Genomic DNA, 15,426 nt, shown 5'->3' with positions numbered 1-15,426 from the left:
CCTATGAGCTCAGGCGGTGTTGATCAGCCAGTCGACAAATATGCGGGCCTTTTCGGATGCGCGGGGATGGACGCGCAAGTAAAACCCCATGGGAGATGCGATTTCGTCCGGCACAAGTTTGATCAGGCGTCCATCTTCAAGCAGCGGTCCAACCAGTTCGTCCCATCCAAGCATTGCACCGACATCGTCCTGTGCGGCCTGCAATGCGATCGTGTAATTGTTGAGCTTGAAGCTGCGGCCCTTTGGGGCCGGGCGTCCCAATGCGCGGAACCAGTCGGTCCATGTTGTCCAGTCTGTTTCCTCGTTATGCAGATGGATCAGGGGTGCGCGCAGCAGATCATCAATCGTTTCAATGTTTTGTTCGGCCTTGAAGGCCGGCGTGCCGATGGCGGCCACACGGTCCTGAAACAGTTTGTAATATCCCTCCGCCCCGTCATCGGGGTTGCTGTAATGGATGCTAAGGTCGCAATGGCCTGTCATGCCGGGCACGTCCGAGACAATTTGCGAGACCGTAATATTTGGATAAATTTTCCAGAAGGCGGCAATTTTTGGCGTAAGCCAAAGTGAACTGACAGCCGTTGTCGTTCGGATCGTGACATCAACGGTTTCATGCTGATCGCGCAACTGGATGACCGCGTCGGAAATGGTTTCAAAGCCCCTTTGCAGGGCAACGAGCAGGAAAGCGCCTTTCTCGGTCAATTCCACCCCGCGGTTGCGGCGAATGAAAAGCGCACTGCCAATATCGGCCTCAAGCGCCTTGATCTGATGGCTTACAGCCGCAGGCGTCACATTCAGTTCCGCTGCCGCATCCTTAAAGCTCATATTGCGACCAGCTGCTTCAAAGCAGATCAGGGCATTTATCGAAGACAGATCATATGGGCGGGCCAACGGCCTCTCCTGAAAACAGCGCAGGGTAATTTCTGTGAGTTTTTCAGATTAGGTGAGCTAAACCAAGATGAAAATTAATGCCGTTGTAAATCGTGGCATGAAGTTCACACTTTTGGTTGCTTTTAACCATCAAGAAACGGATTTCCGCCATGCCCGTTATTTCGCATTCAGTCCAAAAGCTTTTGGCGCGTCGTGTTCCTGGATATTCTCTGGAACAGCCGTTCTATACGGATCAATCGATCTTTGAGCTCGACCTTGAAAACATTCATTACAAAGAATGGCTGTTTGCGATCCCGGCATGCGAAATACCCAAGGCGGGCGATTACGTCATTTATGAAGTCGGTGCTTATTCCGTCGTGATCGTGCGCGGCAATGATCAGATGGTGCGAGCATTTCACAACTCATGCCGCCATCGTGGCTCGGTTCTGTGCAAAACCAAAAAGGGCCGAAATCCACGGTTGGTTTGCCCGTATCACCAGTGGACCTATGACCTTGATGGCAAGTTGCTTTGGGCGCGTGATATGGGTCCGGACTTTGACAACTCAAAATTCGGGTTAAGCCCCGTTCATTGCCGGGTGATCCACGGCTTGGTCTATATCTGCCTTGCTGAAAACGCACCGGATATCGAACCGTTTGCCAAGACCGCAGAACAATATCTTGCGCCGCACGATCTGGAGAATTCCAAGGTCGCGTTTGAAAGCACGATTATCGAGAAGGCCAACTGGAAGCTGGTTTGGGAGAATAATCGGGAATGCTATCACTGTGGCGGCAACCACCCGTCGCTGTGTCGGACCTTCCCGGAAGATGCGCGCGCGATCGGCAGTACGTCTGATGGTGTTGTGGCCAGTGTGCTTGATGACCATGTTGCCCGTTGCGAGGCAGTAGGAGCGCCGTCGGCCTATCAGATCTCGGATGCCGGTGAATGGCGTCTGGTGCGTGTACCGCTTCTGGGTGAAGCCGAAAGCTACACACTTGATACCAAGGCGGCTGTCAGCCTGCCAAATTCCAGCATCCCGTTCAAAAACGGCGGGTCGCTTTTGAAGTTTCATTATCCATCGACGTGGAACCATTTCCTGTCGGATCATGCGCTTGTTTTCCGTGTAACGCCGATCAGCCCGATGGAAACCGAAGTCGTTACCAAGTGGCTGGTGCACAAGGATGCGGTTGAGGGACGTGACTATGACCGGAAACGACTGACTGAAGTCTGGCTTGCGACCAATGCCGAGGACAAGGAAGTGGTCGAAAACAATCAGCGTGGCATCGCGACACCGGCCTACAAGGTGGGACCGTATTCCGAGAGCCAGGAAGCAGGCGTAGCCCAGTTTGGCAACTGGTATGCGAAAACCCTGTCAGACAGGCTGACCCAGACCAGATTGGTTGCGGCGGAGTAGGGCGATGTCAGTGATTGAGAAACCGAAACTTGCCTTCTGGTCGGACTCCGAGGAACTGGAATGTGTTTCGTTCCTGCCAGAAGCCCCCAACGTCATGACGTTTTGCTTTCAGTCGGTGTCGGGCGCGTTGTTCAGCTATGACCCCGGGCAGTTTTTGACGTTGGAGCTCCCGGTGCCGGGCGGGCCGCTTTATCGTACCTACACGATTTCATCCTCGCCATCGCGCCCGACATCCTTGACCGTGACGGTCAAGGCGCAAGTTGGGTCGGTCGGTACGCCCTGGATGCTTGATCATTTGCGTCCGGGCATGCGCATTCGGGCCAAAGGGCCGTCTGGCAGCTTTTCATTGATTAACCATCCGGCGGATAAATACCTTTTCATTTCGGCGGGGTCGGGCATTACGCCGATGATGTCGATGACGACCTATCTTTATGACGCCGGGCGTGATCCCGACATTGTATTCGTCAATTGTGCAAAACGCCCGTCCGAGATCATCTTTCGCGAACGCCTGGAACACAGCGCATCACGGATCAATGGCATTGCCCTGAAATGGGTGGTCGAAGAAGCCGATCCCTACAAGCCATGGACCGGGTATTTGGGGACGTTCAATCAGCTGATGCTGGGCCTGATGGCGCAGGATTATCTTGAACGTGAAGTGTTTTGTTGTGGACCTGAACCTTTCATGCAGGCCGTGCGAGAGGTTCTTGTCGGGCTTGGCTATGATATGGATCGCTACCATCAGGAAAGCTTCCACGCGCCGACACTTGAAGCAGAAGAGGTGCCCGATGATGTCGTACCCGATGAGGACAGCAAGGCTGTCATCGCATTCACCGCATCTGGCATCACGGCAAATTGCACCCAAACCGATACCGTCCTTGCCGCGGCGCGCACGGCAGGCCTCGTGATCCCGTCAGGCTGTTCGATGGGGATTTGCGGGACATGCAAGGTGCGCAAGACCGAAGGGCAGGTCCATATGGTTCATAATGGCGGGATCACTGACGACGATATCGAGGAAGGCTATATCCTTGCCTGCTGTTCGAACCCGATCGGGCAGGTCACCATTGATGCCTGATGATGCCCGGCGGCTGATCGACTTCGACCTGTTGTCAGGGCAGGGTGGCCGGGACCGGAACCGTATTGCGATATTCCGACGGGTTCATGCCGATTTCGGCCTTGAAGGCATGAATGAAATGCGATGCGTCGCAAAAACCGGTGCTAAGCGCGATCTGGGTGGTGGTCCTGTTCGACTCGCCAAGCAGCTTTTTGGCAGCATCAAGCCGAATACGTAGTGCCGCGCGCGAAGGTGAAATGCCCAGATCGGCACTGAACGCGCGTTCAAGCTTGCGGCGCGTTACGCCAAGTTTCTCTGCCATTTTGGCGACGGTTTCGGGCGATTCGATATTCTGGCGCATCCGCAGAAGCGCCTTCTTTACCAGCGGTTCGCGGGCAACCAGATCAGTCTGAAAGCCCGGTTGCGGGTTTTCGCCCGTCATCGCCTCGTTGATGATCATGATGCTCAGGCTCTTGGTCGCCGCCGTGCGTCCGATATGCTTTTCCACCACCCAGGCCGCCAGATGGGCCGCGCCATGCCCGCCCGAACAGGTCAGCCGGTCACGATCAACCACAAAGATCTGATCTGAAACCGGTTGGGCGGCCTCAAACCGTGCGACAAATTCGTCATGGTGGAACCAGCTGACGCAGCAGCGGTATCCTTCAAGAAGGCCCGCCTCATACAACGCGAAAACCCCGGTGCATAGGCCGATCAGACTTTTGCCTTTGGCTGCAGCCGCCTTGAGATAGGCGATACACTCAGATGAAAACCCGCCTTCTTCTTGAATAAGCCCGCCAACAACCACGATATAGTCGTAGTCACCGGCATTGCGCAGGCGCGTGTCGGGTTGCACCTTGACCCCGCAACTGGAACGCACCGGGTTCATGGTATCAGACAGCACCGTCCAGTCGCAGTGAATCGGTCGCGAACGGTCCGCCTCATCGGCGGCCAGGCGCAAGACATCGACAAAGCTTGCAAACGCTGTCAGCGTGAAATTGTCTGCCAGCAGAAAGGCGACGCGAAGACGCTTTTTTGCATTGGGTTTGCCAGGATCGGAACGAGGGTTCGAAAAAGAGTTCATGGCAAAAATATACAATGAATTTGTCGCAATTATCCAGTCCGCAAACCAAGGACATTGATAGAGTTCCGGCAATGGTAAATCGGGGGATCGTACAATCATGACCCATTTTTCTGCGCTATCGCTTATAAAGAACGCCCTGAGCGGGCAAAAGAACTGGGAGCCCCAGTGGCCCGACAGTGAGCCAAAGGCCGAATACGATGTCATCATCGTCGGCGCAGGTGGTCATGGTCTTGGTGCGGCCTATTATCTGGCCAAGGAACACGGCATCACTAATGTGGCCGTGATCGATAAAGGTTGGCTTGGCGGTGGGAACACCGGCCGTAACACGACGATCATTCGCTCGAACTATCTCTATGATGAAAGTGCGAAGCTTTATGACCACGCACTTGATCTGTGGGATGGGCTGAGCCAGGAACTGAACTACAACGTCATGTATTCGCAGCGCGGCGTGCTGATGCTTGCGCACAACGTGCATGATGTTCAGAGCTTCCAGCGCCACGTACATGCCAACCGTCTGAACGGTGTGGACAACGTCTGGCTGTCTGCCGAAGAAGCCAAGGAATACTGCCCGCCACTCGATATTTCGCCGACGGCGCGTTATCCGGTCGTTGGTGCGGCTCTTCAGCGGCGCGCAGGGACAGCACGCCATGACGCCGTGGCATGGGGATATGCCCGTGGGGCCGCTGCACGTGGTGTCGATATCATTCAGAACTGCCCGGTAACCGCCATTCGCCGTGGCCCGGATGGCCGTGTCACCGGTGTTGAGACTGCCAAGGGCTTTATAGGCGCGAAAAAGGTTGCTGTTTCGGCTGCCGGTCATACCTCGGTCGTGATGGATACGGCCGGTGTTCGCATGCCGCTTGAAAGCTATCCGCTGCAGGCGCTGGTGTCCGAGCCGATCAAGCCGATCTTCCCCTGTGTTGTCATGTCCAACAGCGTGCATGCCTATATCAGCCAGTCTGACAAGGGCGAGCTCGTGATCGGATCGGGGACCGACCAGTATACCAGTTATTCCCAGCGTGGCGGTTTGCCGCTGATCGAGCATACGGTTGCCGCGATCTGCGAGATCTTCCCGATCTTCAACCGTATGCGCATGCTGCGTAAATGGGGTGGTATCGTCGATGTGACCCCGGACCGTTCGGCCATTCTTGGCAAGACGCCGGTACCGGGTCTTTATGTCAACTGTGGCTGGGGTACCGGCGGGTTCAAGGCGACCCCGGGTGCCGCCCATACACTGGCATGGACCGTCGCCAAGGATGATCCCCATCCGGCCAACGCGCCCTTCACCCTTGAACGTTTCAGCACCGGTCGTCTGATTGACGAAGCCGCTGCTGCAGCAGTTGCGCACTAAGGAGACCGGACATGCTTCTGATCCATTGCCCCTATTGCAATCAGACCCTGCCGGAGGCGGAATTTACCTATGCCGGTGAAGCCCATATTGCACGTCCGGCTGATCCATCGTCGGTCAGTGACGAGGAATGGCGCGATTTCCTGTTCATCCGCACCAACGTCAAAGGCCCGCATTATGAACGCTGGCGCCATTTCTATGGCTGCGGTCGATATTTCAACGCTGTACGTGACACTGTCAGTGACCGGTTCCTGATCACCTATAAAACCGATGATCCCCGTCCTGAACTGTCCAAATTGTTGGAGAAATCGAAATGAGCAGCTTCCGCGTTTCCGGGCGTGGTCGCGTCGATCACACCCAACCGATCCAGTTCACCTTTGATGGCAAGAAAATCAAAGGTTTCAAAGGCGATACCGTTGCGTCGGCCCTGCTGGCCAATGGTATTCACCTGATGGGTCGATCGTTCAAGTATCACCGCCCGCGTGGTGCCGTGACCGCCGGTTCGGAAGAACCGAACGCACTGGTCGGTACCCGCCGTGGTCCGGGCCGGTTCGAGCCGAACACCCGTGCAACCGTCCAGGAAATCTGGGACGGCCTGCAGGTCAACAGCCAGAACCGCTATCCCAGCCTGTCGTTTGATGTTGGTGCGATCAACGACAAGGCCTATATGCTGTTTTCGGCCGGGTTCTACTATAAGACCTTCATGTGGCCGAAATCCTTCTGGGATAAGGTATATGAGCCGTTCATTCGTGCGGCTGCCGGTCTTGGCGTTTCACCGACCGAACCGGATCCGGATCATTATGCATCGCGTTACCTGCATACCGATGTCCTGATCATCGGTGCCGGTCCTGCCGGTCTTGCCGCGGCTCTTACTGCTGCTCGTGCCGGATCTCGCGTGACGCTGGTGGATGAAAACCCGGAAGCCGGTGGTTCGCTTCTGTCTGAACCTTCGGTCATGATCGAAGACATTCCGGCCTGGGACTGGGTTGCCAAAACAGTCGCAGAGCTCAAAGAGCTTGGCGTCAAGCTGATGACCCGAACGACCGCAATTGGCTATTACCATCAGAACTTCGTGGGCTTGTGCGAAAAGCTCACCGACCATCTTGCCAGCCCGGATGGAGAAACACCGCGCGAACGCATGTGGCGTGTTCGTGCCAAGCAGGTTGTTCTGGCGCAAGGTGCGCTGGAAAAGCCGCTGGTGTTTGATGGAAATGATCGCCCGGGCGTGATGCTGGCCGGTTCGGCCCAGACCTACCTGAACCGTTATGGCGTGCGTGTTGGTGACAAGGCTGTCATCGTCACAAGTCATGACAGCGCATGGTATGCGGCCTTTGATCTGGCTGATGCTGGCACCGCGATTGCCGCCATCGTTGATACCCGTGCCGAACCGAATGCCGATCTGGTTGCCGAGGCGACCAAACGCGGTATTCGCATCATGGCCGGTCATACCGTTACCGGGACCGAAGGACGCCTGCGTGTCAAATCGGTTCGGGTCAATCCGGTCACCGGATCGTCGGTTGGTGCACCAGAAATAATCGGTTGTGACTGTCTTTTGATGTCGGGTGGCTGGACGCCGTCGCTTCATTTGTTCTCACACACCAAGGGAACGCTGAAGTGGGATGAGGAACGCCAGACTTTCCTTCCGGATCACAAGGCAGAGGAGTGCGAAATCGCCGGTGCAGGCCGTGGCCTGTGGGGCATTGAAGCGGTCCTGAATGACGGTGCGAAAATGGGCGCGGCAGCAGTCAAGAGCCTTGGCAAGACTGCCAAAGCCGCATCCTATGCCGTGGCACATGATCGTCCGGGCACCGGTGTCAGCCACAAGGAACTGCCGACCGATCTGGATGCTGGCAAGGCACGTGCCTTTGTTGATTACCAGAACGATGTCACGGCCAAGGATCTTCGTTTGGCGGTGCGTGAAGGCATGCGTTCGATTGAACATGTCAAACGTTACACCACCAATGGCATGGCAACCGATCAGGGCAAGATGTCAAATATCAACGGCCTCAACATTGCATCTGATGCATTGGGTGTGCCGCAGCCGAAAGTCGGCCTGACGACCTTCCGCCCGCCTTATACCCCGACCACCTTTGGGGCGTTCTGTGGCTATCACAAGGGCAGTCACTTTGAAGTGACGCGGAAAACCCCGATTGACAGCTGGGCCGAAGAAAACGGTGCCGCTTATGAGCCGGTCAGCCTGTGGCGTCGCGCATGGTACTTCCCGAAAGAAGGCGAAGACATGCATGCGGCTGTTGATCGCGAATGCCGTGCGACGCGCGCAAGTGTCGGCATCTTTGATGCATCGACCCTTGGCAAGATCGAGGTCGTTGGCCCGGATGCGGTTGAATTCATGAACCGTATGTACACCAACCCCTGGACCAAACTTGCACCGGGACGGGCACGTTATGGCCTGCTTTTGGGGGATGACGGGTTTATTCGTGATGATGGTGTTATTGGCCGTCTGGCCGATGATCGCTTCCATGTCACCACTACGACCGGTGGTGCGGCGCGTGTCCTGAACATGATGGAAGACTACCTTCAGACCGAATGGCCGGACCTTGATGTCTGGCTGACCTCGACGACCGAGCAGTGGGCGACCATTGCGCTGAACGGCCCGAATGCCCGCAAGGTGCTTGAGCCGTTTGTCGAAGGGTTGGATATGTCCGATGAAGCCTTCCCGCACATGTCGGTTGCCGAATGCCGCGTGGGTGGCTTCCCGGCACGCTTGTTCCGCATCAGCTTTACCGGCGAAGTCGGCTTTGAAGTTAACGTTCCGGCCCATGCCGGTCGTGCGCTTTGGGAAATGCTGTTCGAAGCGGGCAAGAAATACGATATCTGCCCATATGGGACCGAAACCATGCACGTGCTGCGTGCCGAGAAGGGCTATATCATTGTCGGTCAGGATACCGATGGTACGGTCACCCCGCATGATGCCGGGCTGAGCTGGGCTATTGGTAAAATGAAACCAGACTTCGTTGGCAAGCGCGGTCTGGCGCGTCCGGACCTGGTTGCCGAGGGTCGCAAGCAGTTGATTGGTCTTCTGACTGAAGATGGCAAAACCAAGCTTGAGGAAGGGGCGCAGATCGTTCTTGATCCGAACCAGCCCAAGCCGATGAAGATGGTCGGCCATGTGACATCAAGCTATCACAGCGATGCGGCAGGTCGCCCGATTGCCATGGCGCTGCTTGAAGACGGTTTCAATCGTATGGGTGAAACCATTTACATTCCGATGCCAGATCGTGTGATCAAGGCGACAGTCACCGGGACCGTATTCTACGATCCCGAAGGTGCACGGTTGAAACTTTAGGCGGGGAACAGAAAAATGACGGTACTTACACACGCATTTACGCCAGGTCCGATCGTTGCTTCCGGGCCGGTCAAGCTGACCCTTATGGCACCGGTTGCCCGCTTCTCGTTGCGTCTGCGTGCAGCCAGCATACCGGCTGTGTCAAAGGCTCTTGGTGTAGATCTGCCAACCACGGTTGGTGAACGTGCGGCCAGCGGCACGACAGAGGCCATCTGCCTTGGTCCGGATGAATGGATGATCATCGCCAAGCCGGACGATACCGATACCCTGGTTTCGGCCTGTGCCGACATCTATGCATCGGCCACCCACAGCCTGACCGAGGTTTCCGCCCGTGAAATCACGGTTCGGATCGAAGGCGACCGTGCAGCAGAACTGCTAACCATCGGTTGCCCGCGTGACATCGACAGCATCCCGGTCGGCGGCGGTTGCCGCACGGTGATTGACGGTGTCACGGTGGTGCTGTGGCGTGACGCGGAACAAAGTTTCCGCATGGATATCTGGCGGTCCTTTGCAATGCACATCATCGATTTGCTGTGTACTGGCTGCAAGGAATTCGCAGCGGAATAAATCAGGTCGGGGCGGGGTTTGGGTGATTGCCAACTCCGCCCCAGCTGATTCGGACAACTTGACTGAGTTGAGTTGGGTCACCTGACGCATTGAAGCTTTGGATCAGCTTGTCTCAGGTGATTGAGATCGCTAGTCTTTGGGGCACCTTCCGCCACTGAAAGATGCCATCCATGATCCGTTCCGTGCTTGCCCTTCTTGATATTCGCCCTGCTTATACGCGTCTGATGGCGGAACGTCATGACTTCCATCGATATGACCTTCTTGATGACAAGCAGGCGTTCCTTGATGAAATGGGCGCACAGATCCGGGCGGTTGTGACATCGGCACGCTTTGGTGTGCCCGCGGATTTATTGGCCCAATTGCCAAATCTTGAGGTGATCACAAGTTTTGGCGTCGGGCATGACGTCTTTGATCTTAAGACACTTCGTGACCGCGGCATTCGCGTTTCAACGACGCCTGATATCTTGACTGACGATGTCGCCGATACGGCAATCATGTTGATGCATGCCACCATGCGACGGCTGATTGCCGGGGATAACTGGGTGCGCAGTGGAATGTGGGCGGCAAACGGCCCGATGGCGCTGACCAGAACCGTTCGTGGCAAGAAACTTGGCATTGTCGGGTTGGGCCGTATTGGACAGGCTATTGCGTCACGCGCGGTGCCAAGTGGTTTGGAAGTCGGCTATTTCGGGCGGAGCAAAAAGGACGTCGATTATCGGTTCTTTGATCAACTAAGTGCCTTGGCGGAATGGTCCGATATTCTGGTGCTGGCCTGCCCCGGTGGGGCTGCGACCAATGGAATTGTCGATCAACTGGTGCTTGATGCCCTTGGCAAAGACGGGGTCATTATCAATATCGCGCGTGGATCGGTGATTGATGAACCCGCTTTGATCAGGGCTTTGCAGCGTCGATTGATTGCCGGTGCGGGGCTTGATGTTTTTGAGGGCGAACCAAACATAGATCCGGCATTTTCCAAGCTCGACAATGTTGTGCTCTATCCGCATCTGGCAAGTGGAACGGTGGAAACCCGTGATGCTATGGCGCAACTGGTTGTTGATAATCTGAATGCCTGGGACGAACGCGGTGAACTGATCACGTCAATTATATGACTGGCGTTTTGGGTCAGGCAGGGACCTGATCGCGCAGCCATTGCCGCATTAATTCTGCATCAGATGACAGGGTATGTGCCCCGATCAGCCAGTAATATTTATCGGTATCGGCAGCGTCTTCTGACAGCACTACGAGATTGCCGGTCGAGATATCGTTTTCAATCAGGGACGTCGGGCAAAGACCGATGCCGTGACCTGCTTGTATGGAGCTGATCAGCAGGTTGAAGTCACCAAACACGGGCGCGCTATCACCTGACAGCTCAAGACCATGCTTGCGAAACCAGGACCGCCACGCATCTTCGGTTTCATCATGCAGCAATCGTGCACCCATAAGGGCATCGGGACTGGCAAACGGCCCGGTCTTTTCGAGATAAGATTTCGCACAGGTCGGGCGGGTCGCAGCGCTTAGAAGTTTTTCCGCAGACTGTTCTGGTGTCTTGCCATGGCGGATCAAAAGATCTGCCCCGACTTCCTCGGGCGTGGTAGCCCCAAACGGATAGACAATCGAAACCTGAACTTCCGGATATCGTTCCATAAAATCGGGAAGCCGGTTTGTCAGCCAAAGCGAAACGACAGAGGGTTGGCAGGCAAGGCTAACTTTGCGTTTGGTCTTTTGCGGGGAAACCCGTGCGGCAGCATCTTTGATTTCGCGGATTGCAATGTGACAGGAACTGGCAAACTGTTGGCCCTGTCTGGTCAGTTGTACGCCACGTGCCTTGCGGATAAAAAGCGATGTACCAAGCCAGTCTTCAAGGGCCCGAACATGCTGACTGACCGCCGTTGACGTAATGCCAAGGGCCTTGGCGGCGCGGACGAAACTTTCAAATCGTGCCGCAGCCTCAAAAGCCGGAATATGCGAAAGTGGCGGGATGTCCTTCATAGATTATGAATAAGTATTTCTTGGCCTATTGGCAAGAATAAACACGCTTGTCAGATGATGGCACTGTGCCATCCTGTTGCGAATTCGTTTCCCCTGATGAAGGCCAAGCCATGACTTTCAAGCCCCAACATCCCGCCCCCACTGACGCCGAAGCACGCCGTGCCGTGAAGCCTGTGGTGGTGTATCCCAATGGTACTCTGCCCGAACCGGATTTCGCGACGTTGGCCGAGTTTAAGGCATCAATGAAAAAGTCCGAGGAAGTCATCGTTCCGCCGCGTGACGCGCGAACGTTTCGCGTCCCCAAGGGGCATTTCTTTCGCATCGTCAGTGTTGATGGGCCCCAGGTCGGGGATCTGAACCTTTGGAATGCCGATAACCTTCAGGAACGGTTCTTTAGTGGCAAGACGCGTGCTTTGCACCGGACCCATGTGACAACCGGTGACCGGTTATGGTCAAACATGCCGTATCTGCGCTCAATGGCGCTGATCAGTGAAGACACATTGGGCTGGTATGGCTTTGATGATGATGGTGGCAGTGTTCATGACGTTATCGGGACCCGGTGTGATCCATTCACCAACCGTTTGCTCTCAGGGCAGGATTATCACCATTGCTGCCATTCCAACCTTTGCCGCGCGCTAAGCGCTGAAACAGGCATGTCGATGCAAGAAGCCGATCATTATGTGCATGATGTGCTCAATGTCTTCATGTGCACCGGTTTCACCAAGGACACCCATCAGTATTTCATGAAAGCAAGCCCGGTACGTCCGGGGGACTATATTGAAATGTTTGCCGAAATTGACCTGCTTGGCAATCTGTCCACCTGTCCGGGCGGGGATTGCAGCACCGGGCATTCAAGTGATGAGGCCGCATGTTATCCGCTGAAGGTCGAGATTTATGAAACCGACCCGGCCTTGCAGGAAAAGTGGGATTGGCCTGCACCCAACGCCTATCATCATCCATAAGGTCTGATGCAACCCCTGTTTGGGAGCATCGACGGGGTTTCGTGTCTTGTCAGAATACCTGATCGGTATTGATCAAGCCCGCTTAGCGGTCACGCAACTGCCCATTGACCGTGACGGACTTGATTACGGCAAACACCTTTTGATGGGGTTGCAGCTTCAGGCGAGACCCCGACCATTTCGTGATCCGGGCATGGATCTTCGGACGCCCGCTGGTTTCGGCCAGTAGGGTGGCGTCGGCATCCTGACCAAAGCACATGGTGACGTCGATGGTATCACCGGGTTCGTCACTGATTTTTGTGATGGTAACCGGGATGATGTTGTTCGCACTGATGTCGCGTGGCGGGGTGCGGGCAATCATGACATCGCGTGCGCGTACATGCAGACGTACCTGATCGGTTTTCGGGCGCCCCAAATAGGGCACAACAAGGCGCTGTTCGCCGCATTCAAGGAAGCTGACTTCGGCCTTGGGATCGCGGCTTACGATCCGGGCGGGCAGGACGGTTCCGGCATCAAAGCGCCCAGAAAGTGGAGCCAGGTCTGTGCGTCCCAACATCTCGAACACCGATCCGGTAGCAAGCGTTTTGCCCTGATCGATCACCACCATGTGGTCGGCAAGACGGGCGACTTCGTCAATGGCGTGCGTAACATAAAGGATCGGTATCTTGCGATGATCACGCAGCCATTCGAGATAAGGCAGTATTTCCTGCTTGCGGGCGTGATCAAGGGCCGAAAGCGGTTCATCAAGCAGCAATACATCCGGATTGGACAAAAGCGCACGGCCAAGTGCAACGCGCTGTTTTTCCCCGCCTGACAAAAGATTGGGGCGGCGGTCCATCAGGTCCGCGATATCAAGCAACGCAATGATGGCCTGCTGTTCGTCCTGCGGCAGTTTGCGGGGGTTGCGGCGTGCGCCGTAAAACAGGTTGTCGCGCACCGATTTGTGCGGAAACAGGCGGTTATCCTGAAACACGCAGCCAACCCGGCGTTCGCGAACTGGCACGTTGATGCCGCGCGAATGTTCAAACAGGACGTGATCGTTGATCTGGATATGACCGCGGTCGGGGCGAACCAGACCGGCAATCATGTTGACAAGCGTCGTCTTGCCGCTGCCTGATGGGCCAAACAGGGCTGTGATGCCAGGTTCCGGAATGTTGAATTCGGCCGCGAGCCGGAAATTCCTGAAATCATGTTCAACATTGACACCGATGCTCATGACGCGGCCCTCTTGCGGATACGGCGGAGCGCCAGTTCGGAAAGAAGCAACCCGGTAAAGGCAAGACCGATTGAAAGGGCTGCGAGCCTTGCTGCCGCCAGTTCGCCGCCCGGTGTCTGGATCGCGGTATAGATCGCAAGCGGCAAGGTGCGGGTTTCGCCGGGAATGTTGGATACAAACGTTATGATGGCACCGAATTCACCAAGGCTTGCGGCAAAGGCCGTAATCGCACCAGCAATGATGCCCGGAAGTGCTAAGGGCAGGGTTAATGAGAAGAACCTGTCAATCGGTCCTGCCCCCAACGTTTCGGCCGCCTGATAAAGACCGTGATTGACGTTCTCAAGGCTCAGTCGGATGGCGCGAACCTGAAACGGGAAGCTGACGATGGCAGATGCCAGTGCCGCGCCTGTCCAGCTAAAGACAAAGCGCAGGTCAAAGGTTTCATACAGCCACGCCCCCAGGGGCGCACGGGTGCCCATCGCGATTAACAACAAATAGCCCATCACAACGGGCGGAAGGATCAGCGGTAGGTGCACAATGGCATCCAGTATAAAGCGCCCGGGAAAACGACCAAGGGCAAGCGCGGTTGCGACAATAATCGCAAAGGGAAGGGCGCACGCAACAGCGACGCCAGAGATGCGCAAGCTTAGAAGAAGTGCCTCAATTTCGGCGGGGGTCAAACTGATCATTGTTCGGGCACAGTAGCCTGCGTTGTTGCAATGGGTTCAAAGCCATAGTCGGTAAAAATCCGGCCCCCGTCATCCCCCAAAAGCCACAGCAGGAATTTTATTGCCTTGGCTTTGGCATGACCGGTGATCGACGCAATCGGATAGGTGATCGCCGGGTGACTGTTTTCTGGGAATGTACCAATGATTTTGACCTTGTCTGAAATTCGGGCATCGGTCTTATAGACAATACCGAGCGGTGCCTCGCCGCGTTCGACAAGTACCAGAGCAGCACGAACATTGTCGGCACGGGCCAGCCTCGGATTGATGGTTTCCCATTTCCCCAAGGAAGTCAGTGCCTGTTTGGCGTAAATCCCTGCCGGCACGTGGTCCGGGTCACCAACTGCAATGCGGTCATCCGGTCCGACTAGTGATATCAGGTCGGTGGTTGCATTTATGTCAATCGGGGCCAGGGTGCTGTTTTTCGGTGCGATAAGTACCAGCCGATTTGCCAGCAGATCATAACGGCTATTGGGGGTGATCAGACCCTGACCTTCAAGCCAGTCCATCCATCTTTCGTTGGCAGAAATAAAGATATCGGCTGGCGCACCTGCCGATATCTGCCGGGCGAGTGTCGATGAACTGGCAAGTGACAGGCGGATTTTATCACCTGTTTCGCGTTCATATGTGCGGGCCGCAGTTTCAATGGCATCGGTAAGGCTGGCAGCTGCAAATACGGTAATGTCGCGCGCCTTTGCCATTGTCGACATGCTGCCAATCGCGACAGTCGCGATTAGAAGGAGAAGAAATGAACGAAACAGTCTGCAATGGGCGTGGGGCATGGTGTTTGTAAGCGCCTGTGAATGCGAGCATTGTTTAGCACTATAGCGAAAATCACCCTTAATCAAAGGGATGCGCGAAGTGGTTCACATAAATCGTATTTAAACGGCAAGGCCCGCCGAAT

Annotated in this window: 14 protein-coding genes; 8 read left to right on the top strand and 6 right to left on the bottom strand. The window is 55.6% G+C overall.

The genetic code is table 11. The features are described from left to right. Positions 1 to 9: 9 nt before the first annotated feature. Positions 10 to 888, bottom strand: coding sequence for a LysR substrate-binding domain-containing protein (locus AUQ43_RS10895; protein WP_062956313.1), 879 nt, complete (start codon positions 886 to 888; stop codon positions 10 to 12). A 149-nt stretch (positions 889 to 1,037) separates the two neighbouring features. Here AUQ43_RS10895 and AUQ43_RS10890 point away from each other — a divergent pair, with 149 nt between their 5' ends. Then, positions 1,038 to 2,279 carry an aromatic ring-hydroxylating dioxygenase subunit alpha gene (locus AUQ43_RS10890; protein WP_062956312.1) on the top strand — a complete coding sequence of 414 codons (1,242 nt, stop codon included), beginning with the start codon at positions 1,038 to 1,040 and terminating at the stop codon, positions 2,277 to 2,279. Between the two features lie 4 nt (positions 2,280 to 2,283). Beyond that, positions 2,284 to 3,351 (top strand): hybrid-cluster NAD(P)-dependent oxidoreductase, encoded by a 1,068-nt coding sequence (locus AUQ43_RS10885; protein WP_062956311.1) that lies wholly within the window; start codon positions 2,284 to 2,286, stop codon positions 3,349 to 3,351. A gap of 34 nt (positions 3,352 to 3,385) precedes the next feature. Here the strand turns inward: AUQ43_RS10885 and AUQ43_RS10880 are convergent, their stop codons facing one another. Beyond that, entirely contained in the window at positions 3,386 to 4,411 is a 1,026-nt protein-coding gene (locus tag AUQ43_RS10880) for a GlxA family transcriptional regulator (protein ID WP_084272065.1), read from the bottom strand. Positions 4,412 to 4,508: 97 nt separating this feature from the next. Here AUQ43_RS10880 and AUQ43_RS10875 point away from each other — a divergent pair, with 97 nt between their 5' ends. The 5 genes from AUQ43_RS10875 (at position 4,509) to AUQ43_RS10855 (ending at position 10,742) form a co-directional block, all read left to right on the top strand. Continuing rightward, a complete protein-coding gene (locus tag AUQ43_RS10875) occupies positions 4,509 to 5,762 on the top strand; it encodes a sarcosine oxidase subunit beta family protein (RefSeq protein WP_062956309.1) in 1,254 nt (417 codons plus the stop codon). Between the two features lie 11 nt (positions 5,763 to 5,773). Beyond that, on the top strand, positions 5,774 to 6,076 hold the full coding sequence (locus tag AUQ43_RS10870) for a sarcosine oxidase subunit delta (protein ID WP_062956308.1): 303 nt from the start codon (positions 5,774 to 5,776) through the stop codon (positions 6,074 to 6,076). Next, the gene (locus tag AUQ43_RS10865; protein ID WP_062956307.1) at positions 6,073 to 9,066 is read left to right on the top strand and encodes a sarcosine oxidase subunit alpha; all 2,994 of its coding nucleotides are present in this window, start codon (positions 6,073 to 6,075) and stop codon (positions 9,064 to 9,066) included. Before AUQ43_RS10870 ends, AUQ43_RS10865 begins: the two co-directional genes overlap by 4 nt. Positions 9,067 to 9,081: 15 nt before the next feature. Beyond that, entirely contained in the window at positions 9,082 to 9,633 is a 552-nt protein-coding gene (locus AUQ43_RS10860) for a sarcosine oxidase subunit gamma (RefSeq protein WP_062956306.1), read from the top strand. A 170-nt stretch (positions 9,634 to 9,803) separates the two neighbouring features. Beyond that, complete coding sequence (locus AUQ43_RS10855) at positions 9,804 to 10,742, top strand: 2-hydroxyacid dehydrogenase (protein WP_062956305.1); 939 nt, start codon at positions 9,804 to 9,806, stop codon at positions 10,740 to 10,742. Between the two features lie 13 nt (positions 10,743 to 10,755). Here the strand turns inward: AUQ43_RS10855 and AUQ43_RS10850 are convergent, their stop codons facing one another. After that, the gene (locus AUQ43_RS10850; protein ID WP_062956304.1) at positions 10,756 to 11,622 is read right to left on the bottom strand and encodes a LysR substrate-binding domain-containing protein; all 867 of its coding nucleotides are present in this window, start codon (positions 11,620 to 11,622) and stop codon (positions 10,756 to 10,758) included. Positions 11,623 to 11,732: 110 nt separating this feature from the next. Here AUQ43_RS10850 and AUQ43_RS10845 point away from each other — a divergent pair, with 110 nt between their 5' ends. Continuing rightward, complete coding sequence (locus AUQ43_RS10845) at positions 11,733 to 12,584, top strand: DUF1989 domain-containing protein (protein WP_062957246.1); 852 nt, start codon at positions 11,733 to 11,735, stop codon at positions 12,582 to 12,584. Between the two features lie 82 nt (positions 12,585 to 12,666). On the opposite strand, the gene modC is transcribed toward AUQ43_RS10845, so the two are convergent. From modC to modA, 3 genes are read right to left on the bottom strand one after another with little or no spacing between them, the layout of a single operon-like run. Beyond that, positions 12,667 to 13,797, bottom strand: coding sequence for a molybdenum ABC transporter ATP-binding protein (gene modC / locus AUQ43_RS10840; protein WP_062956303.1), 1,131 nt, complete (start codon positions 13,795 to 13,797; stop codon positions 12,667 to 12,669). After that, positions 13,794 to 14,486, bottom strand: a complete 693-nt coding sequence (gene modB, locus AUQ43_RS10835; RefSeq protein WP_084272064.1) for a molybdate ABC transporter permease subunit — start codon at positions 14,484 to 14,486, stop codon at positions 13,794 to 13,796. Before modB ends, modC begins: the two co-directional genes overlap by 4 nt. Beyond that, positions 14,483 to 15,304, bottom strand: coding sequence for a molybdate ABC transporter substrate-binding protein (gene modA / locus AUQ43_RS10830; protein ID WP_062956302.1), 822 nt, complete (start codon positions 15,302 to 15,304; stop codon positions 14,483 to 14,485). The genes modB and modA overlap by 4 nt, the downstream gene beginning before the upstream one ends. Positions 15,305 to 15,426 lie beyond the last annotated feature (122 nt).

This window comes from Thalassospira sp. MCCC 1A01148, assembly GCF_001613795.1.
Classification (GTDB): Bacteria; Pseudomonadota; Alphaproteobacteria; order Rhodospirillales; family Thalassospiraceae; genus Thalassospira.
The sequence above is the reverse complement of the archived record's forward strand: the minus strand, read 5'-3'. Positions and strand labels throughout refer to the sequence as shown.

Coding starts and splice junctions, on each gene's coding strand:
- AUQ43_RS10890 (WP_062956312.1), top strand. CDS start 1,038: ATGCCCGTTATTTCGCATTCAGTCCAAAAGCTTTTGGCGCGTCGTGTT.
- AUQ43_RS10885 (WP_062956311.1), top strand. CDS start 2,284: ATGTCAGTGATTGAGAAACCGAAACTTGCCTTCTGGTCGGACTCCGAG.
- AUQ43_RS10880 (WP_084272065.1), bottom strand. CDS start 4,411: ATGAACTCTTTTTCGAACCCTCGTTCCGATCCTGGCAAACCCAATGCA.
- AUQ43_RS10875 (WP_062956309.1), top strand. CDS start 4,509: ATGACCCATTTTTCTGCGCTATCGCTTATAAAGAACGCCCTGAGCGGG.
- AUQ43_RS10870 (WP_062956308.1), top strand. CDS start 5,774: ATGCTTCTGATCCATTGCCCCTATTGCAATCAGACCCTGCCGGAGGCG.
- AUQ43_RS10865 (WP_062956307.1), top strand. CDS start 6,073: ATGAGCAGCTTCCGCGTTTCCGGGCGTGGTCGCGTCGATCACACCCAA.
- AUQ43_RS10860 (WP_062956306.1), top strand. CDS start 9,082: ATGACGGTACTTACACACGCATTTACGCCAGGTCCGATCGTTGCTTCC.
- AUQ43_RS10855 (WP_062956305.1), top strand. CDS start 9,804: ATGATCCGTTCCGTGCTTGCCCTTCTTGATATTCGCCCTGCTTATACG.
- AUQ43_RS10850 (WP_062956304.1), bottom strand. CDS start 11,622: ATGAAGGACATCCCGCCACTTTCGCATATTCCGGCTTTTGAGGCTGCG.
- AUQ43_RS10845 (WP_062957246.1), top strand. CDS start 11,733: ATGACTTTCAAGCCCCAACATCCCGCCCCCACTGACGCCGAAGCACGC.
- modC (WP_062956303.1), bottom strand. CDS start 13,797: ATGAGCATCGGTGTCAATGTTGAACATGATTTCAGGAATTTCCGGCTC.
- modB (WP_084272064.1), bottom strand. CDS start 14,486: ATGATCAGTTTGACCCCCGCCGAAATTGAGGCACTTCTTCTAAGCTTG.
- modA (WP_062956302.1), bottom strand. CDS start 15,304: ATGCCCCACGCCCATTGCAGACTGTTTCGTTCATTTCTTCTCCTTCTA.